The organism is Janibacter sp. Y6, assembly GCF_040900765.1.
Taxonomy (GTDB): domain Bacteria; phylum Actinomycetota; class Actinomycetes; order Actinomycetales; family Dermatophilaceae; genus Marihabitans; species Marihabitans melonis.
Map to the genome: position 1 here is coordinate 332,612 of NZ_JAKLYZ010000003.1, position 19,363 is coordinate 351,974.

General features: G+C 72.8%; 23 protein-coding genes. 10 read left to right on the forward strand and 13 right to left on the reverse strand.

The genetic code is table 11. The features are described from left to right. Nucleotides 1-23 precede the first annotated feature (23 nt). Nucleotides 24-236: a YbdD/YjiX family protein gene (locus L6241_RS09160; RefSeq protein ID WP_068273871.1), complete on the reverse strand. Its 213-nt coding sequence runs from the start codon at nucleotides 234-236 to the stop codon at nucleotides 24-26. Continuing rightward, nucleotides 236-2,509: a carbon starvation CstA family protein gene (locus L6241_RS09165; protein WP_368245868.1), complete on the reverse strand. Its 2,274-nt coding sequence runs from the start codon at nucleotides 2,507-2,509 to the stop codon at nucleotides 236-238. Before L6241_RS09165 ends, L6241_RS09160 begins: the two co-directional genes overlap by 1 nt. Before the next feature lie 104 nt (nucleotides 2,510-2,613). Here L6241_RS09165 and lpdA point away from each other — a divergent pair, with 104 nt between their 5' ends. Then, on the forward strand, nucleotides 2,614-4,011 hold the full coding sequence (lpdA, locus tag L6241_RS09170) for a dihydrolipoyl dehydrogenase (protein WP_368245869.1): 1,398 nt from the start codon (nucleotides 2,614-2,616) through the stop codon (nucleotides 4,009-4,011). 25 nt (nucleotides 4,012-4,036) lie between these two features. Further along, a complete protein-coding gene (locus tag L6241_RS09175; RefSeq protein WP_368245870.1) occupies nucleotides 4,037-4,924 on the forward strand; it encodes a hypothetical protein in 888 nt (295 codons plus the stop codon). Here L6241_RS09175 and L6241_RS09180 read toward each other — a convergent pair. After that, complete coding sequence (locus L6241_RS09180) at nucleotides 4,921-5,619, reverse strand: B3/4 domain-containing protein (protein WP_368245871.1); 699 nt, start codon at nucleotides 5,617-5,619, stop codon at nucleotides 4,921-4,923. The genes L6241_RS09175 and L6241_RS09180 overlap by 4 nt on opposite strands. A gap of 131 nt (nucleotides 5,620-5,750) precedes the next feature. Between L6241_RS09180 and L6241_RS09185 the strand changes: the two genes are divergently transcribed. Further along, nucleotides 5,751-6,062, forward strand: coding sequence for a DUF3072 domain-containing protein (locus L6241_RS09185; RefSeq protein WP_368245872.1), 312 nt, complete (start codon nucleotides 5,751-5,753; stop codon nucleotides 6,060-6,062). Between the two features lie 24 nt (nucleotides 6,063-6,086). On the opposite strand, the gene L6241_RS09190 is transcribed toward L6241_RS09185, so the two are convergent. After that, a complete protein-coding gene (locus tag L6241_RS09190; RefSeq protein ID WP_368245873.1) occupies nucleotides 6,087-6,593 on the reverse strand; it encodes a hypothetical protein in 507 nt (168 codons plus the stop codon). A 49-nt stretch (nucleotides 6,594-6,642) separates the two neighbouring features. On the opposite strand from L6241_RS09190, the gene rpsO reads away from it, so the two are divergent. Continuing rightward, nucleotides 6,643-6,912 (forward strand): 30S ribosomal protein S15, encoded by a 270-nt coding sequence (rpsO, locus tag L6241_RS09195; RefSeq protein ID WP_068273884.1) that lies wholly within the window; start codon nucleotides 6,643-6,645, stop codon nucleotides 6,910-6,912. Between the two features lie 174 nt (nucleotides 6,913-7,086). Continuing rightward, a complete protein-coding gene (locus L6241_RS09200; protein ID WP_368245874.1) occupies nucleotides 7,087-9,513 on the forward strand; it encodes a polyribonucleotide nucleotidyltransferase in 2,427 nt (808 codons plus the stop codon). Between the two features lie 98 nt (nucleotides 9,514-9,611). Here L6241_RS09200 and L6241_RS09205 read toward each other — a convergent pair whose 3' ends face one another. Further along, complete coding sequence (locus tag L6241_RS09205; RefSeq protein ID WP_157090061.1) at nucleotides 9,612-9,764, reverse strand: hypothetical protein; 153 nt, start codon at nucleotides 9,762-9,764, stop codon at nucleotides 9,612-9,614. Nucleotides 9,765-9,912: 148 nt separating this feature from the next. On the opposite strand from L6241_RS09205, the gene dapB reads away from it, so the two are divergent. The 5 genes from dapB to L6241_RS09230 all read left to right on the forward strand — a co-directional run bounded on the left by dapB (nucleotide 9,913) and on the right by L6241_RS09230 (nucleotide 13,883). Beyond that, the gene (gene dapB, locus L6241_RS09210) at nucleotides 9,913-10,662 is read left to right on the forward strand and encodes a 4-hydroxy-tetrahydrodipicolinate reductase (protein WP_368245875.1); all 750 of its coding nucleotides are present in this window, start codon (nucleotides 9,913-9,915) and stop codon (nucleotides 10,660-10,662) included. Between the two features lie 254 nt (nucleotides 10,663-10,916). Further along, entirely contained in the window at nucleotides 10,917-11,456 is a 540-nt protein-coding gene (locus L6241_RS09215) for an alternate-type signal peptide domain-containing protein (RefSeq protein ID WP_368245876.1), read from the forward strand. A 38-nt stretch (nucleotides 11,457-11,494) separates the two neighbouring features. Beyond that, the gene (locus L6241_RS09220; RefSeq protein ID WP_368245877.1) at nucleotides 11,495-12,139 is read left to right on the forward strand and encodes a hypothetical protein; all 645 of its coding nucleotides are present in this window, start codon (nucleotides 11,495-11,497) and stop codon (nucleotides 12,137-12,139) included. 17 nt (nucleotides 12,140-12,156) lie between these two features. Then, nucleotides 12,157-13,200 (forward strand): hypothetical protein, encoded by a 1,044-nt coding sequence (locus L6241_RS09225; RefSeq protein WP_368245878.1) that lies wholly within the window; start codon nucleotides 12,157-12,159, stop codon nucleotides 13,198-13,200. Continuing rightward, nucleotides 13,197-13,883, forward strand: coding sequence for a signal peptidase I (locus tag L6241_RS09230; RefSeq protein WP_368245879.1), 687 nt, complete (start codon nucleotides 13,197-13,199; stop codon nucleotides 13,881-13,883). Before L6241_RS09225 ends, L6241_RS09230 begins: the two co-directional genes overlap by 4 nt. On the opposite strand, the gene L6241_RS09235 is transcribed toward L6241_RS09230, so the two are convergent. From L6241_RS09235 to L6241_RS09270, 8 genes are read right to left on the reverse strand one after another with little or no spacing between them, the layout of a single operon-like run. Then, a complete protein-coding gene (locus L6241_RS09235) occupies nucleotides 13,810-14,124 on the reverse strand; it encodes an AzlD domain-containing protein (protein ID WP_068273898.1) in 315 nt (104 codons plus the stop codon). The two genes, L6241_RS09230 and L6241_RS09235, sit on opposite strands and share 74 nt — an antisense overlap. Further along, on the reverse strand, nucleotides 14,121-14,846 hold the full coding sequence (locus L6241_RS09240) for an AzlC family ABC transporter permease (RefSeq protein ID WP_123090912.1): 726 nt from the start codon (nucleotides 14,844-14,846) through the stop codon (nucleotides 14,121-14,123). Before L6241_RS09240 ends, L6241_RS09235 begins: the two co-directional genes overlap by 4 nt. After that, on the reverse strand, nucleotides 14,843-15,397 hold the full coding sequence (locus L6241_RS09245; protein ID WP_068273902.1) for a GNAT family N-acetyltransferase: 555 nt from the start codon (nucleotides 15,395-15,397) through the stop codon (nucleotides 14,843-14,845). Before L6241_RS09245 ends, L6241_RS09240 begins: the two co-directional genes overlap by 4 nt. Continuing rightward, nucleotides 15,397-16,122 (reverse strand): enoyl-CoA hydratase-related protein, encoded by a 726-nt coding sequence (locus L6241_RS09250; protein WP_068273904.1) that lies wholly within the window; start codon nucleotides 16,120-16,122, stop codon nucleotides 15,397-15,399. Before L6241_RS09250 ends, L6241_RS09245 begins: the two co-directional genes overlap by 1 nt. A 20-nt stretch (nucleotides 16,123-16,142) precedes the next feature. After that, the gene (locus L6241_RS09255; RefSeq protein WP_368245880.1) at nucleotides 16,143-16,883 is read right to left on the reverse strand and encodes a hypothetical protein; all 741 of its coding nucleotides are present in this window, start codon (nucleotides 16,881-16,883) and stop codon (nucleotides 16,143-16,145) included. Next, entirely contained in the window at nucleotides 16,880-17,518 is a 639-nt protein-coding gene (locus L6241_RS09260; RefSeq protein ID WP_068273908.1) for a SatD family protein, read from the reverse strand. The genes L6241_RS09255 and L6241_RS09260 overlap by 4 nt, the downstream gene beginning before the upstream one ends. A 36-nt stretch (nucleotides 17,519-17,554) precedes the next feature. Further along, entirely contained in the window at nucleotides 17,555-18,553 is a 999-nt protein-coding gene (locus L6241_RS09265; protein WP_368245881.1) for a dihydrofolate reductase, read from the reverse strand. Further along, complete coding sequence (locus L6241_RS09270; RefSeq protein ID WP_368245883.1) at nucleotides 18,550-19,359, reverse strand: thymidylate synthase; 810 nt, start codon at nucleotides 19,357-19,359, stop codon at nucleotides 18,550-18,552. Before L6241_RS09270 ends, L6241_RS09265 begins: the two co-directional genes overlap by 4 nt. Between the last annotated feature and the right edge of the window lie 4 nt (nucleotides 19,360-19,363).

Genomic DNA, 19,363 nt, shown 5'->3' on the forward strand with positions numbered 1-19,363 from the left:
CGAAGGGGGATCAGCGGTGCCGCTCAGCAGCAGCGGGTGGAGGGGTTGCGCTCCTGCTCGTCGTACTTCTCACGCCAGAAGTCGCGCTTGCTCGGCACGGGGCGCTCGGGGTGCGTGCGCCGCAGGTGCTCGACGTAGCGCTCGTAGGCGCTGCCGCCGGTGACGCCGCCGACGAACCAGCCCACCCCGGACAGGACCGAGCGCAGCCGGCCCTGCTCCGCGGGGGCGGCGGCCATCAGTGGTGCCCCCGGCTGGCGGCGGGCGACGGGTCGAGCCCGGCCTCCTGCCACTGCTCGAGGACCCGCTTCTCCGCCGGCGTCGGGACGAAGCCGGCCGGGGCGAAGATCCGCGACGGGACGTCCTCGTCCTCGGTCGTCGGCAGCCCGCCGGCCCGCAGGGCCTTGACGACGACGACGGCCGCGGCGGCGACGACGATGATGACGAGCACGGCGAAGACGATCGAGAGCGTGCCCTGGACGAGGGAGTTGAAGATGATCTTGTCCATGTCGGCCGCGCTCTTGGCCGGGGCGAGGACCTCGCCCGCGTCACGCGCGGTGACGAAGGCGTCGCGCTGAGCGAAGTAGCCGATCTTCGGGTTGTCGCTGAAGATCTTCTGGTACGACGCCGACATCGTGACGACGAGGTCCCACACGAGCGGGATGCCCGGCACCCAGGCCCAGCGGACCTTGCCCTGCTTGACGAGCACCGCCGTGACGACGGTGAGCGCGATGGCGGCGAGCAGCTGGTTGGCGATGCCGAAGAGCGGGAAGAGCGTGTAGATCCCGCCGAGCGGGTCGAGGACACCCATGACGAGGATCGAGCCCCAGCCCGCGACGACGATGAGGGAGCAGATCCACGCCCCGACGCGCCAGCTCGGGTCCTTGAAGCGGGACATGCCGGGGACGTTGCCGATGGAGTCGGAGAACATGAAGCGCGCGACGCGGGTGCCGGCGTCGACGGTCGTGAGGATGAAGAGCGCCTCGAACATCACCGCGAAGTGGTACCAGAAGGACTTCATCGAGTCGCCGCCGAAGGCCGACATCACCTCGGACATGCCGAAGGCGAGGGTCGGCGCACCGCCGGTGCGCGAGATGATCGTCTCCTCGCCCACCCCGTCGGCCGCGTTCTGCAGCACGCTCGGGTCGATCGGCGGGATGGGGGTGCCGCCGGGGCTGAGCAGGCCGAGGCCGTTGACGTAGTCGGCGGCCGAGCCGGGCTCGCCGCCGGTGAGGGCGACCGGGGCGTTCATCGCGAAGTAGATGTGCTGGTCGATGCTCACCGCGGCGACGAGCGCCATGATCGCGACGAAGGACTCGGTGAGCATGCCGCCGTAGCCGATGAGACGGGCCTGGCTCTCCTTCTCGATGAGCTTGGGCGTCGTGCCCGATGAGACGAGGGCGTGGAAGCCCGAGAGCGCGCCGCACGCGATGGTGATGAAGAGGAAGGGGAAGAGCGAGCCGGCGAAGGCGGGACCGGTGCCCGTGCTCGCGAACTCGGTGACCGCCGGCATCTGCGCGACCGGCCGGGCGATGAGGATGCCGACGGCGAGCAGGACGATCGTCCCGATCTTCATGAAGGTCGACAGGTAGTCGCGCGGTGCGAGGAGCAGCCAGACCGGGAGGACCGAGGCGGCGAAGCCGTACGCGATGAGCAGCCAGGCGAGGGTGATCGGTTCGAGGGTGAAGGTGTCCGACAGCGTCGGGTGCTCGGCGACCCAGCCGCCGGCGACGATGGCGAGGACGAGGAGCACGACGCCGATGACGGAGACCTCGTTGACCGCGCCGGGGCGCAGGTAGCGCAGGTAGACGCCCATGAAGAGGGCGATGGGGATCGTCATCGCGATGGAGAAGACGCCCCACGGGCTGCCGGCGAGGGCGCCGATGACGACGATGCCGAGCACCGCGATGAGGATGAGCATGATCGACAGCACGCCGAGGATCGCGGCGACGCCGCCGACGACGCCGAGCTCGTCGCGCGCCATCTGGCCCAGGCTGCGCCCACGGCGGCGGATCGACAGGTGCAGGACCATGTAGTCCTGGACGGCGCCGGCGAAGACGACGCCGATGATGATCCACAGCGTGCCGGGCAGGTAGCCCATCTGGGCGGCGAGGACCGGGCCGACGAGCGGACCGGCACCGGCGACCGCGGCGAAGTGGTGCCCGTAGAGCACCCGCCGGTCGGTCGGCATGAAGTCCTTGCCGTTCTCGAGCTCCTCGGCCGGGGTGGCGCGGGTGTCACGCGGCTGGAGCACCTTGTACTCGATGAGCCGGGCGTAGAAGCGGAAGGCGATGAGGTAGGTCGCGACGGCCGCGACGACGAACCACACGGTGTTGACCTGCTCGCCGCGCACGATCGCGAGCATGACCCACCCGATCGCGCCGAGCACGGCGATGACGCCGAAGACCGCCTTCTCGCGGGTCGTCACGCGGTGGCGCTGCTCCACCGCGACCGGTGGCCGGTCTGGGTCGGTCCGCAGCTCGCGGACCTCGGGGTCGAGCGACGTGCTCATGGGTGCCTCCCGGCGGACGTGCCACCGACCCGTCGCCGATGACGCACGCACGTTAGTGCGGGAGGGCGTGATCCGCACCACGGCGCGCCAGATAGTCTTCGATCATGTCTGACTTCGATGTGGTCGTGCTCGGTGCTGGTCCTGGTGGTTACGTCGCGGCGATCCGCGCCTCGCAGCTGGGGAAGAAGGTCGCCGTCGTCGAGAAGAAGTACTGGGGCGGTGTCTGCCTCAACGTCGGGTGCATCCCCTCCAAGGCGCTCATCAAGAACGCCGAGCTGGCGCACACCCTCGCCCACGACAAGGCGAAGTTCGGCATCGAGGGCGACGCCACGATGTCCTTCGGCCCGACCCACAAGCGCTCGCGCCAGGTGAGCGACGGGATCGTCAAGGGCGTCCACTTCCTCATGAAGAAGAACAAGATCGAGGAGATCGACGGCTGGGGCACCCTGACCTCGCCCACCTCGATGGACGTCGCGCTCGAGGGCGGCGACACCCGCAGCATCACCTTCGACAACCTCATCATCGCCGCCGGCGCCGTCACCCGGATGCTGCCCGGCGTCGAGGTGAGCGAGAACGTCGTCACCTACGAGGAGCAGATCCTCGACCCCGAGCTGCCCGGCTCGATCATCATCGCCGGCTCGGGCGCCATCGGCGTCGAGTTCGCCTACGTCATGAAGAACTTCGGCGTCGACGTGACGATCGTCGAGTTCCTCGACCGCATGGTCCCGACCGAGGACGAGGAGGTCTCCAAGGAGCTCTTCAAGCACTACAAGAAGCTCGGCGTCAAGGTCATGCTCGGCACGAAGGTCGAGTCCGTCGAGGACACCGGCTCCGGCGTCAAGGTCACCGTCACCCCGGCGAAGGGGGGCGACCAGCAGGTCCTCGAGGCCGACCGCCTCATGTCGGCCATCGGCTTCGCCCCGCGCACCGAGGGCTACGGCCTCGAGGCGATCGGGGTCAAGCTCACCGACCGCGGCGCCGTCGCCATCGACGACTACATGCGCACCAACGTCGACGGCGTCTACGCCATCGGCGACTGCACGGCCAAGCTCATGCTCGCCCACGTCGCCGAGGCCCAGGGCGTCGTCGCGGCCGAGACCATCGCCGGTGCCGAGACGATGCCGGTCGAGTACGACTTCATCCCGCGCGCGACGTACTGCCACCCGCAGATCGGCTCCTTCGGCTACTCCGAGGCGCAGGCCAAGGAGAAGGGCTTCGAGACGAAGTCGGCGAAGTTCCCCTTCAGCGCCAACGGCAAGGCGATGGGCCTGGGCGACGCGGTCGGCTTCGTCAAGGTCGTCGCCGACGCGAAGACCAACGAGATCCTCGGCGCGCACATGATCGGCCCGGACGTCACCGAGCTGCTCCCGGTGCTCACGCTCGCCCAGAAGTGGGACCTGCGTGCCGACGAGGTCGCCCGCAACGTCTTCGCCCACCCGACCCTGTCCGAGGCGGTCAAGGAGTCCGTCGAGGGCATCGTCGGCCACATGATCAACCTCTGACCTGACCGTGCGAAGGGGGAGCCCCGTGCGTCGTGCCCTGCCCGTCGCCCTCGCGGCGGCGCTCCTCGCGGGCGCCCTCGGCGCCCCGGCCGCCCGGGCGGGGGAGATCTCGACCTCGCGCGCCGACGGTGCCGCGGCCCTGGCCGCGGCACCGCGCACGGCGCTGCTCGCGTCGTCGCGCGGCCACTCCGGCACGTGCACGACGAGCCGGGGGGTGAGCGTCGTCGTCGACTTCCGCGAGCTCGGCGGGTCGACCCTGCGTCGGTGCGCCCTGCCCGACCCGGGGCAGACGGCCTTCCGCGGGACCGGTCTGGACGCGCTGCGCGCGGCCGGCCTCGACGTCACCGGCGTCGACACCTACGGCCTGGCGGTCGTGTGCCGTCTCGCCGGGAAGCCGTCGGCGAGCACGACCCTCACCGTGGCCGGGAGGGACTACCGCGAGTCCTGCCGCACGACCCCGCCGACGGGGGCGCACTGGAGCTACTGGCACACCTCGAGCGCGAAGGGGGCGTGGCAGCTGAGCCGGTACGGCGCGGCGGGCCGGCAGGTGGTCAACGGCGGCTGGGAGGGCTGGTCCTTCTCGCTGGGGCGCACGAGCGACCCGGCACCGCGCCTGGCGCCGGCCCCGGCGGCGACGACGGCGTGGCGCCCGTACTCGGCGCCGCTGCCGCGCATCTCCGGCACGTCCGCCGTGGGGTCGAGCCTGCGGGTCACCGTCGGCACGTGGTCGCCGGCGCCGTCGACGCGCACCATCCGCTGGTACCGCGACAACATCGCCATCAGCGGGGCGACGGCCTCGACCTACCGCCTCACCTCGGCCGACCGCGGTCGCCAGGTGAGCGTCAAGGTCACCGGGTCCGGGTCGGGCCGGGCGAGCACCTGGGCGACCTCGGCCGCCCGCCCGGTCTCCTAGCCGGCCGCGCCGAGCACCCGGCGCTGCGACCGCGCCCGGGGCCCGAGGTGGGCGACGAGCTCGTCGGCGGCTGCGGTGAGCGCGTCGTCGCTCATCGGGGCCAGCGCGTCGAGCACGAAGAGCGCCCGGGTCGTGCCGGCGCCCAGCCGGGTGCGCCGGCCCTGGCGCCAGCTCCAGCGTCGGCAGGTGACGCCGACGTCGTCGCGCCAGACGACCTCGCCGGGGGAGGGGTGCTCGACGACCTCCTCACCACCGGCGGTCGTGTCGAAGAGCTCGTCGCCGCTCGCCCGGACGAGCCGGGGCGCGCCGGCGTACCGGTCGAGGTCCTCGCCGCCGAGCGGCACCTGGTGGATGACGCTCAGCGCGTTGTAGACGTCCGTGGCCCGGTTGACCCGTGGCAGGCCCGCGGCGGCCCGCCGGGTGAGCGCCTCGAGGCTGCTGCGCGTGCGCTGCGGCTTGGCGCCGAAGGCGCGGTAGGCGTCACGCCACGCGGCGACGTGGGGGAGCTCCTCGACGGGTGCGCCCGCCGTGAGCGCGATCGCCGTCGACTCCGCCCGGAGCAGCAGGGCCTCGCTCGCGTCGTCACCGGGACCGGGGGAGATGTCCTCGACGACGAGGAGCAGGGCGCGGTAGTCGGGACGCAGGGCGAGGACGTCGTCGGCGACCTCCGCGTCGCGCAGGACCTCGGGCAGCATGCTCTCTCCTTCGTCGCTCGGGTGCAGGTGCCTCGTAGTGCACCACGGTCGTGGCACGCGGTGACGCCGACCCTGGACGAAGGGGGGTCGCCCCGCCCGTCGTTGTCGGTGCCCGCGTCTACGGTCGGCACATGAGCGAGCCCACCCAGCACGACCAGCAGACCGGGGCCCCCGTGCCCACCGACGACAGCACGACCTCCTCCGCCGGGGCCGGCGGCGAGACCATCGGCGCCACCCCCGACGCGACGACGGGCAGCGACGGGTCCCTCGAGCGCGACCCCGAGCAGTGGGTCACCGGCGACGAGCCGATGACCGCCGCCCAGCGCAGCTACCTCGACACCCTGGCGAAGGAGGCGGGCGAGGAGCTGCCGGCGGATCTGACCAAGGCGCAGGCCTCGGAGCACATCGACCGTCTGCAGCAGGGCAGCAAGCGCGTCGGCTGACGCCGCCGCGGGACGGCGCCCGGCCTAGCCGGAGTGCCGGAAGGACGTGAGGAAGTCCGGCGGGCCGCCGTGGGTCGACCAGACCTGCGGCGGCACCAGCCGCAGCGGTGCGAGCAGCGCCTCGAGCTCGTCGATGGCCGCGCGCACGGGCTCGGTGAGCAGGTCGTAGCCGAAGGCCGCGTCGCCGAAGGTGTCGAAGCGCCGGTCGAAGCGGGGGTCACCCGTCTCGAAGCGGCCCTCGGGGACGCCGTGGTAGTGCCGGCCGCGCACCACGCTGAGCCGGGGGTAGCGGTGGCGGGTCGCGACGGCGACGACGTTGTACGTCTCGGAGTCGCCGCCGCCCTCGCCCCGGCCCGACTCGAGCTGCGACCAGCGCAACGACATGAAGCGCACGCCTGCGTGGACACCGCGGCGACGCTCTCGTTCATCGCGCCACCGTATCCGGCCGCGATTAGGGCCGCCGTGCACGCCGCTGGTAATCTCGGTGCTGCCGTGAGATCGGCCGCGGATCCAGAGAGCCTCGGTGAACATGCCCGGGCGCGCCGCGCAACGACCCAGAGAAGGAGCAGTGAGACCCAGCATGCCGCTGACCACTGACGTCAAGAAGCAGATCATCGCCGAGTACGGCACGGGCGAGGGCGACACGGGCTCCCCGGAGGTCCAGATCGCGATGCTCACGCAGCGCATCAAGGACCTGACCGAGCACTCCCGCGAGCACAAGCACGACCACCACAGCCGCCGCGGGCTGCTGCTCCTCGTCGGTCAGCGCCGCCGTCTGCTGCGCTACCTCGAGAGCACCGACATCGAGCGCTACCGCTCGCTGATCAAGCGCCTCGGCCTTCGCCGATAAGACCTACGCGACAAGCGGTTCCCGCCACGGGGACCGCTTGTTTCGCGTATGGGGCCGCTGCCTGACCAGGCGCGTCCCCGGGGCACCGCCCCGGCACCCGTGACGGGTGCACCGCTAGACGCCAGGGCGCAACGACGACGTCCCTCGGCGAGCGCAGAGAGTAAGGAGGGCCCGATGGAGGGTCCAGAGATCACCACCGCCGAAGCCGTCATCGACAACGGCTCGTTCGGCACCCGCACCATCCGCTTCGAGACCGGCCGACTGGCCAAGCAGGCCGGCGGCTCCGTCGCTGCCTACCTCGACGGCGAGACCATGCTCCTGTCGACCACGACGGCCGGCAAGAAGCCCAAGGACCAGTTCGACTTCTTCCCGCTGACCGTGGACGTCGAGGAGCGGATGTACGCCGCCGGACGCATCCCCGGCAGCTTCTTCCGTCGCGAGGGCCGCCCCGGCACCGACGCGATCCTCACCTGCCGTCTCATCGACCGCCCGCTGCGCCCGTCCTTCGTCAAGGGCCTGCGCAACGAGGTCCAGGTCGTCATCACCGTGCTGTCGATCCACCCGGACCACCAGTACGACGTGCTCGCGATCAACGCGGCCTCGCTGTCCACGCAGATCTCGGGTCTGCCCTTCTCCGGCCCGATCGGCGGCGTGCGCGTCTCGCTCATCGACGGCCAGTGGGTCGCCTTCCCGAACTTCAGCGACATCGAGCGCTCGACCTTCGACATGGTCGTCGCCGGCCGCGTCGTCGGTGACGACGTCGCCATCATGATGGTCGAGGCCGAGTCCACCGAGTCCACGTGGGACCTCGTGAAGAACCAGGGCAAGACCGCTCCCACCGAGGAGGTCGTCGCCGAGGGTCTCGAGGCCGCGAAGGGCTTCATCCGCACCCTGTGCGACGCGCAGGCCGAGATCGCCACCAAGGCCGCCAAGCCGGTCCAGGAGTTCCCGGTCTTCCTCGACTACGAGGACGACGCGTACGCCGCGGTCCAGCAGGCCGTCTCCGAGCAGGCTGCCCAGGCGCTCACCATCGCCGACAAGCAGGAGCGCGAGGACCGCCTCGACGAGATCAAGGCGAGCATGACCGCCGAGCTCGCCGGCTCCGCCGACGCGCCCGCCGCCTTCGCCGGCCGTGAGAAGGAGCTCTCCGCCGCCTTCCGCTCCGTGCAGAAGCAGCTCGTGCGCGAGCGCATCCTGCGCGACAAGGTCCGCATCGACGGTCGTGGGCTCGCGGACATCCGCGCGCTGTCGGCCGAGGTCGAGGTCCTGCCGCGCGTGCACGGCTCGGCGATCTTCGAGCGTGGCGAGACCCAGATCATGGGTGTCACGACGCTCAACATGCTCAAGATGGAGCAGCAGATCGACTCGCTGAGCCCGGTGAGCAAGAAGCGCTACATGCACAACTACAACTTCCCGCCCTTCTCCACCGGTGAGACCGGTCGCGTCGGCTCGCCGAAGCGTCGCGAGATCGGGCACGGCGCCCTGGCCGAGCGCGCGCTCATGCCGGTGCTGCCGAGCCGCGAGGAGTTCCCCTACGCGATCCGTCAGGTGTCCGAGGCCCTCGGCTCCAACGGCTCGACGTCGATGGGCTCCGTGTGCGCCTCGACCCTGTCGCTGCTCAACGCCGGTGTGCCGCTGCGTGCACCGGTCGCCGGCATCGCGATGGGCCTGGTCACCGACGAGGTCGACGGGCAGACGCAGTACGCGGCGCTCACCGACATCCTCGGCGCCGAGGACGCCTTCGGCGACATGGACTTCAAGGTCGCCGGCACCCGTGAGTTCGTCACGGCCATCCAGCTCGACACCAAGCTCGACGGCATCCCCGCCTCGGTGCTCGGCGGCGCGCTGACCCAGGCCCGCGACGCTCGCCTGCACATCCTCGACGTCATGAACGAGGCGATCGACGCCCCGGACGAGATGGCTCCCACCGCCCCGCGGATCATCACCGTCCAGGTCCCCGTCGACAAGATCGGCGAGGTCATCGGGCCCAAGGGCAAGATGATCAACCAGATCCAGGACGACACCGGCGCCGACATCTCCATCGAGGACGACGGCACCGTCTTCATCGGTGCGGCCGACGGCGCCTCCGCGGACGCGGCGCGCAACGCCGTCAACGCGATCGCCAACCCGCAGATGCCGGAGATCGGTGAGCGCTTCCTCGGGACCGTCGTGAAGACGACGACCTTCGGCGCGTTCATCTCGCTCCTGCCGGGCAAGGACGGTCTGCTGCACATCTCCGAGGTGCGCAAGCTCGTCGGTGGCAAGCGGATCGACGCGGTCGAGGACGTCCTCGGCGTCGGCACCAAGGTCCAGGTCGAGCTCAAGGAGATCGACCCCCGCGGCAAGCTGAGCCTGGCCGCAGTCCTCTCGGACGAGCAGCAGGCCGAGCTCGAGTCCGGCGCGGGCGACCGCGGCGACCGCGGCGGCGACCGCGGTGACCGCGGTGACCGCGGCGGCCGTCCCGAGCGCGAGGAGCGCTCTGGCGACGACGACGCGCGCGAGGGTGGCCGTCGCCGCCGTCGTGGCGGTCGCGGCCGTGGCGCCGACTCCGAGGAGACGGGTGCCGAGGCCCCCGCGTCCTCCGAGGACGCCGCCGGCTGATCCAGCCGCCCATGACGAAGGCCCCGTCCCCCTCGTGGGGGCGGGGCCTTCGTCGTCCTGGTCTGCGTCTGCTGGGGCGGATGGTCCAGGCGGGTCGCTCAGGCGGCGTGGCGCGCGCGGCGCGGGGCCGGCTCGACCCAGCGCATCTCCATGCGCGTGCGGCCGTCGTCGCCGCGGACGGGCACCCAGGTGCAGGTGAGTCGGCGCTCGGCGGGAGCCGGCGCGGTCGTCGTCAGATGAGTCACGGTCATGTCGTACACCCCTTGTTCACTCTGTGTTCACCTACGACTCTAGCATCAAGGTGAACGGCAGGTGAACGACACGCGGCCAGCAGATGCGTTCGGTGCCGCGCCGGGACGCGCCCGGGCGGCACCGCTGCTCGGTCGTAAGGTGCTGCGCATGAGCGAGAGCATCGTGCGGGTGTCGGTCGTCGGGGCGTCGGGACGGATAGGGTCGGCGGCCTGCCGCGCCGTCGAGGGGGCCGAGGGCATGGAGCTCGTCGGCCGCTTCGACGCCGGCGACGACCTCGGCGATCTCGCGGGGGCTGATGTCGTCGTGGAGTTCTCCGTGCCCGAGGCGAGCCCGGCGAACGTCGCCCACTGCGTCGAGCGGGGGATCCATGTCGTCGTCGGGACGACGGGGTGGACGCCGGAGCGCCTGGCGAGCCTCGAGGAGCAGGTGTCCCGCCATGACGGTGTCGGCGTGCTCATCGCGCCGAACTTCGCCATCGGCGCGATCCTCATGATGTCCTTCGCCCGCCAGGCAGCTCGCTTCTACGAGTCCGTCGAGGTCGTCGAGCTGCACCACCCCGACAAGGTCGACGCGCCGAGCGGCACCGCCGCGCGGACCGCCGACATCATCGGCGCGGCCCGCGACGAGGCCGGGCTGCCGGCCTCGCCGGACGCGACGACGCAGGACCCCGACGGCGCACGCGGGGCGCAGGTCCATGGCGTGTCGGTGCACTCGGTGCGGCTGCGGGGGATGGTGGCCCACCAGGAGGTCCTCTTCGGAGGCGAGGGCGAGACCTTGACGATCCGGCACGACTCCTTCGACCGCACCTCCTTCATGCCCGGGGTGCTCGAAGGGGTCCGAGGCGTCGCCTCGCACCCCGGCGTGACCGTGGGCCTGGAGAAGTATCTGCAGATGTGAGGCCCTCCCGCCGGACAGGTCGTCGTGGACGGCCTGCTGGGCCGTCATTCCTGCGGTGTGACCCGGGTCATGCTGCGACTTTCAACTAGTTCTGCAGAAAGTCAGCAAATGGTAAAGACTCTCCAGTGACGTCGGTGGTGGGAGAGGGCGTCCAGGGGGACTGCCCGGGGTCGACGCCGACCTGTCTGCTCCCACCCACCCCAGCGCGGGCTGATCCCCGCGCGGAGCCGATTGGATGTCGCATGCCCATCTCCATGTCCCGGACCACCACCTCGCTCGTCGCCGCCGGTGCCGGTGTCATCCTCCTGTCCGCCGCGGGCGGCAGCTTCGCCCAGTGGAGCGACAGCGCGCCGTACACCCCTGGGTCGATCAGCTCGGGCAAGCTGGCGATGCAGGCCGACGGAGGGTCCTGGTACCTGACGAAGGGGACCTCTGACACCAACGACGACGTCTCCATCAACCCGTCCACCTTCAAGCCGGTCCCCGGCGACGAGGTCGAGTACCGGGCGACGGTCCGCCCGAACCTCGTCGGCGACACCCTCAAGGCCAAGCTCACGGCGACCCTCCCGGGTGTCAGCGGGACCCTCGCGGAGCACGTCGTGATCACGACCCGCATCGACGGGTCGTCCGACCCCGTGACCCTCACGTCGCAGGACACCGCGAGCAACAAGGGCTACGCCGCCCGCGTCACGGTGACGATGCCCTACGAGGGCGCCAAGACCGAGGGCAAGGCCGGCCAGGAGAAGTCGGTCGACCTCAGCACGCTGACCGTCTCGCTCGTCCAGACCCGCTGACCTGGGGGGGAGCGGTGAGGACGACGAGGGGGGCAGGCATGAGGCGGGACGCGGCGCCCTGGCGCGCGCTGCTCGCGCTCGGCCTGGGTCTCGTCGTCCTCACCGGGGCCGGGGGGACCGGCGCGAGCTGGGCCGAGCACGACGCCCGGCAGCCCGGCACCATCACCTCGGGCGGGGTGAGCCTGACGACGGGCACGCTGCGCACCGAGCTGCACTCGCAGCAGCCCGCGGGGTCGAGGACGTACGCGTCGAGCACGACGTGCACCCCCGACCCCGGCTACGTCGAGTGCCGGGTCATCAGCACCACGCTCACCTCCGAGGCGCTCGTCCCCGGTGACCGGGTCGTCATCGCCCAGCCGGTGACGCTCGCCGCGACCGGCACGACGCTGCGGGGCACCCTCGCCGTGTCGAGCACCGCGCTCACCTCGGCGGCCCGCTCGGCCTTCAGCGGCAGCGCGACGACCACGACGACGATCACGGCGCCGGGGGGCGCGGTGACCTCGGGCAGCTCGGTGAGCATCCCCGTCTCGGTGCCGACCGGCGCGGGGGTGGGGACCTCGAAGGTCCGCATCTCGATCAGCACGCCCGTGACGGCGAGCGCCGGCGGCTGGGGGAGCGCCCTGCAGGACCAGTCGCTCTTCGGCGGCACCTTCACCTACACCTTCGCCCAGACGCGGGCATGAGCCGAGAGGCACGACGGATGAGAGCGACGCGGCTGTGGCCCGTGGCGGCTGTGGCCCTCGCCGGCGTGCTCCTCGTGAGTGCGCCGAGCGGCCAGACCCAGGCCCAGTGGCGGGAGAGCGCGACGACCACGATCAGCGGCCCGAGCTCGGACGTCTTCGAGATGACCGCGACCGCGTCGGGGCCCCAGGTCGACCTGACGAACCTCTCGAGGCGCCAGAGCGCCGACCTCGACGTGCGCAGCACGAGGGTCACCCGGGTCGACGCCGGGGACACCAACGACCTCCTCGCGCGGGCCGCGCTCGTCTACACCTCCGGCCAGGGCGCCTGCGGCGACACGACCCAGAGCACCTACTGGGCGGCCCGCTCGGCCGGCCAGATCACCGCGGGCACGACGTACACCCGCCCCCAGGGAGCCGTGGCCGGCGCGACCCTCGCACCGGGCGCTGGCCGGGTGCTGTGCCCGACCCTGTCCCTGCCCTACCCCGCGACGGCCGCAGGTGAGCGCGACACCTATCTCGCGCACGCCGGACGCTCCGTCGACATCACGACCGTCGTGCGGCAGACGAGCAAGCCGCCGGCCACGTGGACCTCGACCCAGCGCACGACGACGACCCGCTTCTCGATCGGCACCCCCGCGCCGACCTCGCCGGCGGGCGCGAGCCCCTGCCGCAGCGAGGTCTCCGGCGGGCAGGGGTCGGGCTCGGTCGGCCGGCTCGCCTTCGGCTGGCCCCTCGCCTCGACGACCGCGACCACCCCCACCCCCGCGATGGCTGGCGGGTGGGAGGTCCTCGTCCGACCGGTCTCGGGCAGCTGGCGGAGCCTTGGCTCGCTCGACGCCTCCGCCCGCCTCTCCGGCCCGCTCGTGGGCAGCGAGCTCGGACCGGTCGGGGCGACCCGAGAGCTCGTCCTGCGCGGGTACCCCTTCGCCGGCGACCGCACCCGCTACGTCGAGTCCGACTGGCTCGTGCGGGCCACCCACGACTCTGCCGGCCGCAACGACCGCTTCGTGTGCACCGGCGTCATCCCCAACCCCGACCAGGGACAGGTGAACCTGCCATGACCGCCACCCTCCACCCGCCCGCCGACGCGCCGGCCGAGGTCGTCGAGGACGAGCCCACGACCGCTGCGCGTCCTGCGTCGCGCGCGCTGAGGCTCGTGCTCCTCGCCCTGCTCACGCTGCTAGGCGCGGTCCTCGTCCTCGTCGTCGCGGTGCCGCGCGTGCTCGGCCTCGTGCCCCTGACGATCCTCTCGGGCTCGATGGAGCCGACCCTGCCGGTCGGCAGCCAGGTCTTCGTCGACCCTGTCGAGAGCGCGGAGCAGGCCCGTGAGGAGGTCACCGTCGGCTCGATCATCACGGTCATGCCGCGCCCGGACGACCCCACCCTCGTCACCCACCGCGTCGTCGCGGTGGAGCAGGACGTCTCGGGCCGTCCGGTCTGGACGACGAAGGGGGACGCCAACGGCGGCGTCGACGACTGGGAGGTCACCCCGACCCAGCTGCGCGGGGTCGTGCGCTACCACGTGCCGTGGGTGGGCTACGTCGCCTCGAGCATGAGCCAGACCGACAAGGACACCGTCGTGCGCTGGAGCGCCGGCGCGCTCTTCGTGTACGCGGCCTACCAGCTGCTCGCCGCCTGGCGCGGGCGTCACCGCGGCGGCCGGCACGCGGCTAGGCAGCCCAGCCGAGGGCGCGCAGCCCGGCGGCCGTCGCGGCCGCGGCGAGGACGACGAGCAAGAAGTTGACCCGCAGCGCGAAGAGCGCGACGGCGACGACGACCGCGGGCAGGCGGGCGTCGAGGGTCAGGGTGTCGGCGCCGCCGGCCGTCTGGACGACGAGCAGGCCCGCGAGCAGGGCCACCGGCAGGAGCGTGATGACGCGCGAGCGACGCGGCCCCTCGACGAGGGACGGCGGGGCGAGGTACCCCGCGAGCTTGAGCGCGTAGCCGAGTGCGGCGGCGAGCAGGACGGTGGCCCAGGCGCTCACGGCGTCGGGTCCTCTCCGTCGAGGTGCCCGGGCTCGGGCTCCGTGCGTCCTGCGCCGGTGAGCCCGACGACGAGCGCGGCGAGGGCCGCGAGGAGCACGGGGATGCCGGCCGGCACCGACGCGTAGGAGACGAGCGCGACGAGCGCGGCCACCGCGGCGGTGACGACGGTCGGGGCCGAGCGCAGCCGCGGCCAGATGAGCCCGACGAAGGCTGCTGCCGCCGCCGCGTCCAGCCCCCACGTGCGCGGGTCGCCGAGCGCGTTCCCGAGCGCCGAGCCGGCCAGCGTCGCGAGGTTCCAGAAGGCGAGGACGGCCAGGCCGGTCCACCAGAAGCCGACCCGACGAGAGCGCGTCGTCGGCTGCGCGAGACCCACGGCGGTCGACTCGTCGATCGTCACGTGCGCGGCGGCGAGCCGGCGCCACCCCCGCACGTCGAGCACCCGCGAGGTCTCCAGCGCGTACAGCCCGTTGCGGATGCCGAGCATCGTCGAGGTCGCGACGGCGGTCGCCGGGCTGCCGCCGGCCCCCATCACCGAGACGACGGCGAACTGCGAGCCGCCGGTGAAGAGCAGGAGCGAGAGGGCCTGGGTCTGCAGCACGTCGAAGCCGGCGGCGACCGCGAGCGCGCCGAAGCTCACGCCGTACGCACCCGTCGCCACGCCGACGGACAGGGCCTGACGCCGTGCCGTCCCGACGGCGGCGTCCTCGACGGCCGCGCTCACGGCTCGGGGTCGGCGAGCGAGGCGACGAGGCGCACCTCGCGGGCGGTCGCCCCGTCGGGGGAGACCACGCGGTCGCGGAAGGCGCCGTCGGGCGCGAGACCGGCGCCGACGAGGAAGGCGCGGGTCTGCTCGTGGGGGACGAGCACCCACGTGGCGAGGGTGTCCGCGCCCGCGCCCTTGAGCGTGTCGACGACGGCGTTGAGCAGGCGCGAGCCGTGCCCGGTGCGCCGGGCCTGGGGGTGCACGCCGATCGCCGTGAGCTCGCCGGTCGCCTGACCGGTGTCGGGGTCCTGGCTCGGGCCGAGGGCGGCGAAGCCGACGACCTGGCCGCCGGCCGTCGCGACGAGGAGGCGGTGCACCCCTTCGGGCGGCGTCGCGAGGGCCTGGCGCCACGCGGCGGCGAAGGCCTGCGGCTCGAACTGCGCGTGGACCTCCGGCGGGACGACGCCGTCGTAGGCCTCCTGCCACACGAGGGCCTGGACGACGCCGAGGGCGGGCAGGTCGTTGGGCCCGGCGGTGCGGACGCCGGCGTCGGGGGTGGGGGTGCTCATCAGCGTCCTTCGAAGGTGGGGGGTCGTCGGTCGGCGAAGGCGGCGCGGCCCTCCTGGAGGTCCGCGCTCGCCCAGGCGGTGGCGAAGGCGTCGCGGTAGCGCGCGAGGTCGTCGGGGGTGCGGGCGTCGAGCCCGGTCTTCGAGCCGGCCTGGGTCAGCGGGGCCAGCCGGGCGGCGGAGGTCGCGAGCTCGAGGGCGTCGTCGAGATCACCGCGACGCTGGACGAAGCCGAGGCGCCAGGCGTCGTCGGCGTCGAGGACGGCGGCGGTGAGGACCATGTGGCGGGCCGCTCCCTCGCCCCAGCAGCGGGCCACCCGCTCGAGGGTCCAGTGGTCGACCATGAGCCCGAGCCGGGCGACGGGCACGGCGTACCGGGCGTCGTCGGTGGCGACGCGCACGTCGCACGCGACGGCGAGCTGCATGCCGAGCCCCATGCACGACCCGGAGATCGCGGCCACGGTCGTCACCGGGAGCGAGGCGAGGTGCCCGAGCACCTCGGCGAGGCGCTCGGTGAAGGCGACGTCCTCGAGCTCGGTGAGATCGGCGCCGGCGCAGAAGTGCCCCTGCGCCCCGGTGAGGACGAGGGCGCGGGCGCCGCCCTGCTCGGCGGCCCGGACGGCCGCGTCGAGCGCGTCGAGGTGCTCGTGGTCGATCGCGTTGCGCCGCTCCGGGCGCTCGACCGTCACGACGTGGACGTCGCCGTGGACGTGGCTGCGGATGGGCACGGGGCCAGGATAGGCGGCCCTCAGGAGGCGAGCGCGAGGGCTCCCAGCGCGACGAGCCAGCTGACGAAGGAGCCGACGAGGAAGTACTCGGTGACCTTGTCGATGTCGTGACGGCCCTGGTCGTCGGCGTGCGAGCGCAGCTCCGGCCAGCGGATGAGGCCCTTCGCGGCGATGACGAGGCCGGCGGCGGTGACCTCGCCGGCGAGCCCGAGACCGAGGACGAAGAGCCGCTCGAGCGGGCCGAGGAGACGCCCGCCGCGCAGCTCCTCCTGGCCGCGGTCGTGCCCGGGGCGCATCGCGCCGGTGCTCGTGAGGACGAGTCGGACGACGAGGTTGCCCGTGCTCAGCTGGACGAGGACGAGACCGGCCACGAGCAGGGCGCGCGCGGGGTCGCCGGCCCACGGCAGCTCGGCCCAGGCGAGCCAGCGGGCGAAGGGGCCCCCGACCTCCGGCGCCGCCCCGGCCCACAGCAGCGGCACGAGACCGCTGACGAGCAGGACGGCGAGGGGCAGGAGGTAGGCGCGCCCGGTGCGCAGGGTGCGCTCGGTCGTGAGGACCCAGGCGAGCAGCCCGAGGGCCGCGGCGACGGCGAGCCACCGGCCCGCGGCCGTGCCGAGCGTGCCGGCCAGAGCCGAGGTCGCGACGACGAGCACGACACCGGCGGCAGCGGCGACGACCGGGCGCCGCGGCCGGACGGGCAGCGCGCTGCGCAGCAGGTCGGTGACGCCGACGGCGACGAGGAGCACGGCGAGCACGCTCATGACGCCTCCACGCCGGCGAGCTGCTCGGCCGCCAGCCGCACGACCCCGATGCCCGCGCTGCGCACCCGCTGCGAGACCGCGGAGGCGCTGATGCCCTCGGCCTGCGCCACCGCGGCCTGCGACTGCCCGGCGACGAGGGCGGCGAGGATGCGCAGGGAGCGCTCGTCCATGACGCCGACGAGGTGGTCGCGGCACTGCAGGGCGGCGTTGACGGCCGCGACCTCCGGTCCCTCGTCCGCGCTGCGGTAGGCGGTGCGCAGGTGCTCGGTGGTCGCCCGCGACTGGGTCTGCTTCACCCAGTCGATCGCCTCGCGGGCCGCCCACCAGCCGGGCCCGTCCTGGGTCGTCTCGTCGAGCCGGGCGACCGGCCCGTGACCGAGGCCGATCCGCACGTCGACGTCGGGCGAGAGCCGCAGCCGCAGCCGCCATGCGGCGTCGAGGGCCGCCCCGGGCGTGGCGTAGCTGCCCTGGAACTCGTCGCCGACGGTGACCAGCGGGGCGTCGACGGCGCCCGGCGCGATCTCCCGCAGCGCCCGTGCGAGCCGGTCGTGCAGACCGGCGCGGTCACGCGCACGGCGCGAGCCGACGACGTCGCCGATGAGGGTGGCGACAGCCCGGTCCTTCATCTGAGCCATATGAAGAACATACCTTCATATCGTCGTGATGAAGCCTCAGACTTCACCACGATCGCGTCGCTCGTAGCGCACGAAGGTCATGCCCTCGCGCGGCGCGCGCCGGACCTCGACCCAGACGTCGGGGTCGATCGGGGGGAAGAAGACCTCGGCCTGGGGCGAGGCGTCGACGTGCGTGATCTCGAGCGCGCTCGCCACCTCGATCGTCTGGGCGTAGATCTCGCCGCCCCCGACGACGAAGACCTCGCGGTCGCCCGCGACGAGGAGGGCCTCCGGCAGCGAGTGGGCGACCTCGGCGCCGGGCGCCGACCACGTGAGGTCGGAGGTGACGACGACGGTGCGCCGACCGGGCAGGGCCCGCCCGATGGAGTCCCACGTGCGGCGGCCCATGACCATGACGCCGCCCGTCGTCACCTCCTTGAAGTGCCGCAGGTCCTCCGGGAGGTGCCACGGCATCCCCCCTTCGACGCCGATGGCGCGGTTGGCGCCGACGGCGGCCACGAGGGTGAGGTGCTGCTCGAAGCCCAGCTCGAGCACCGCCGGCACCGCCGACCCGCCGCTCGTCGCGGCCGCGAGCGCGAGCAGGACGAGCCGCTCGTGCGGGACGACCCGCTCCGGCAGCTCGGCGAGGGGGTACCACCGCAGGTCGGCGGCCTTGTCCGGCTCGGCGAGCCGGGGCTCGCCCGAGACCTCGGTGACGTTGAAGAAGAAGTCGGCCCGCTGCTCGATCGTCCCGACGAGGCAGCCGCGGTGCACCGTCGTCAGGGGCGTGGCCCGCACGACGTCGACGCCGAGCTCCTCGCGGACCTCGCGGCGCAGCGCCGCGCTCGCCGACCCGGCGTCCTCGACGTGCCCGGCTGCCCCGCAGGCCCACCACCCGTCCATGAAGGGGGTGCCGCTGCGTAGCTGGAGGAGGACCTCGAGCCCGGCGGCCCCGGCGGCCGGTCGGGTGATCACCGCGTACGACGCGGCACGAAGGGGGATGCGTCCCCGCAGCTCGGGGTGGACCGGTCGGGGCTCGCGGTCGGTGCCGCTCATACGGCGATCGGCGCCTTGATGCTCGGGTGCGCCTCGTAGCCGACGAGCTCGAAGTCCTCGAGCTCGTACGCGTCGACGCTGCCGCGCGGGGTGATCCGCATCGTCGGCAGCGGGTACGGCTCGCGCCCCAGCTGCTCGTCGGCCTGCTCGAGGTGGTTGAGGTAGAGGTGGGCGTCGCCGAGCGTGTGCACGAGGTCGCCGAGCTCGAGGTCGCACTGCTGGGCGACGATCATCGTCAGCAGCGCGTAGCTGGCGATGTTGAAGGGCACGCCGAGGAAGACGTCGCCGCTGCGCTGGTAGAGCTGGCAGGACAGCCGGCCGCGGCCCCCGTCGGCACCGGGCGCGACGTAGAACTGGAAGAGGGTGTGGCACGGCGGGAGCGCCATGTCGTCGACCTCGGCGACGTTCCACGCCGAGACGACGTGCCGGCGGCTGTCGGGATTCGTCCGGATCGACTCGATCACCTTCGCGATCTGGTCGACGGTGCCGCCGTCGGGGGTGGGCCACGAGCGCCACTGGTGCCCGTAGACCGGGCCGAGCTCGCCGTCCTCGTCGGCCCACTCGTCCCAGATCGAGATCCCGCGCTCCTGCAGCCAGCGCACGTTGGTCTCGCCGCGCAGGAACCACAGCAGCTCGCCGATGATCGAGCGCAGGTGCAGCTTCTTCGTCGTGAGGACGGGGAAGCCCTCGCCGAGGTCGAAGCGCATCTGGTAGCCGAAGACCGAGCGTGTGCCCGTCCCGGTGCGGTCGGACTTCTCGACCCCGTCGTCGCGCACGTGCTGGAGGAGGTCGAGGTACTGGCGCATGGGC

Bases quoted from the DNA above. Each gene is read 5' to 3' on its own strand.
- L6241_RS09225 (WP_368245878.1), top strand. From the start codon at position 12,157: ATGAGAGCGACGCGGCTGTGGCCCGTGGCGGCTGTGGCCCTCGCCGGC.
- lpdA (WP_368245869.1), top strand. From the start codon at position 2,614: ATGTCTGACTTCGATGTGGTCGTGCTCGGTGCTGGTCCTGGTGGTTAC.
- L6241_RS09265 (WP_368245881.1), bottom strand. From the start codon at position 18,553: ATGAGCGGCACCGACCGCGAGCCCCGACCGGTCCACCCCGAGCTGCGG.
- dapB (WP_368245875.1), top strand. From the start codon at position 9,913: ATGAGCGAGAGCATCGTGCGGGTGTCGGTCGTCGGGGCGTCGGGACGG.
- L6241_RS09220 (WP_368245877.1), top strand. From the start codon at position 11,495: ATGAGGCGGGACGCGGCGCCCTGGCGCGCGCTGCTCGCGCTCGGCCTG.
- L6241_RS09260 (WP_068273908.1), bottom strand. From the start codon at position 17,518: ATGGCTCAGATGAAGGACCGGGCTGTCGCCACCCTCATCGGCGACGTC.
- L6241_RS09165 (WP_368245868.1), bottom strand. From the start codon at position 2,509: ATGAGCACGTCGCTCGACCCCGAGGTCCGCGAGCTGCGGACCGACCCA.
- L6241_RS09180 (WP_368245871.1), bottom strand. From the start codon at position 5,619: ATGCTGCCCGAGGTCCTGCGCGACGCGGAGGTCGCCGACGACGTCCTC.
- L6241_RS09245 (WP_068273902.1), bottom strand. From the start codon at position 15,397: ATGAGCACCCCCACCCCCGACGCCGGCGTCCGCACCGCCGGGCCCAAC.
- L6241_RS09200 (WP_368245874.1), top strand. From the start codon at position 7,087: ATGGAGGGTCCAGAGATCACCACCGCCGAAGCCGTCATCGACAACGGC.
- L6241_RS09185 (WP_368245872.1), top strand. From the start codon at position 5,751: ATGAGCGAGCCCACCCAGCACGACCAGCAGACCGGGGCCCCCGTGCCC.
- L6241_RS09160 (WP_068273871.1), bottom strand. From the start codon at position 236: ATGGCCGCCGCCCCCGCGGAGCAGGGCCGGCTGCGCTCGGTCCTGTCC.
- L6241_RS09230 (WP_368245879.1), top strand. From the start codon at position 13,197: ATGACCGCCACCCTCCACCCGCCCGCCGACGCGCCGGCCGAGGTCGTC.
- rpsO (WP_068273884.1), top strand. From the start codon at position 6,643: ATGCCGCTGACCACTGACGTCAAGAAGCAGATCATCGCCGAGTACGGC.
- L6241_RS09255 (WP_368245880.1), bottom strand. From the start codon at position 16,883: ATGAGCGTGCTCGCCGTGCTCCTCGTCGCCGTCGGCGTCACCGACCTG.
- L6241_RS09205 (WP_157090061.1), bottom strand. From the start codon at position 9,764: ATGACCGTGACTCATCTGACGACGACCGCGCCGGCTCCCGCCGAGCGC.
- L6241_RS09190 (WP_368245873.1), bottom strand. From the start codon at position 6,593: ATGTTCACCGAGGCTCTCTGGATCCGCGGCCGATCTCACGGCAGCACC.
- L6241_RS09215 (WP_368245876.1), top strand. From the start codon at position 10,917: ATGTCCCGGACCACCACCTCGCTCGTCGCCGCCGGTGCCGGTGTCATC.
- L6241_RS09270 (WP_368245883.1), bottom strand. From the start codon at position 19,359: ATGCGCCAGTACCTCGACCTCCTCCAGCACGTGCGCGACGACGGGGTC.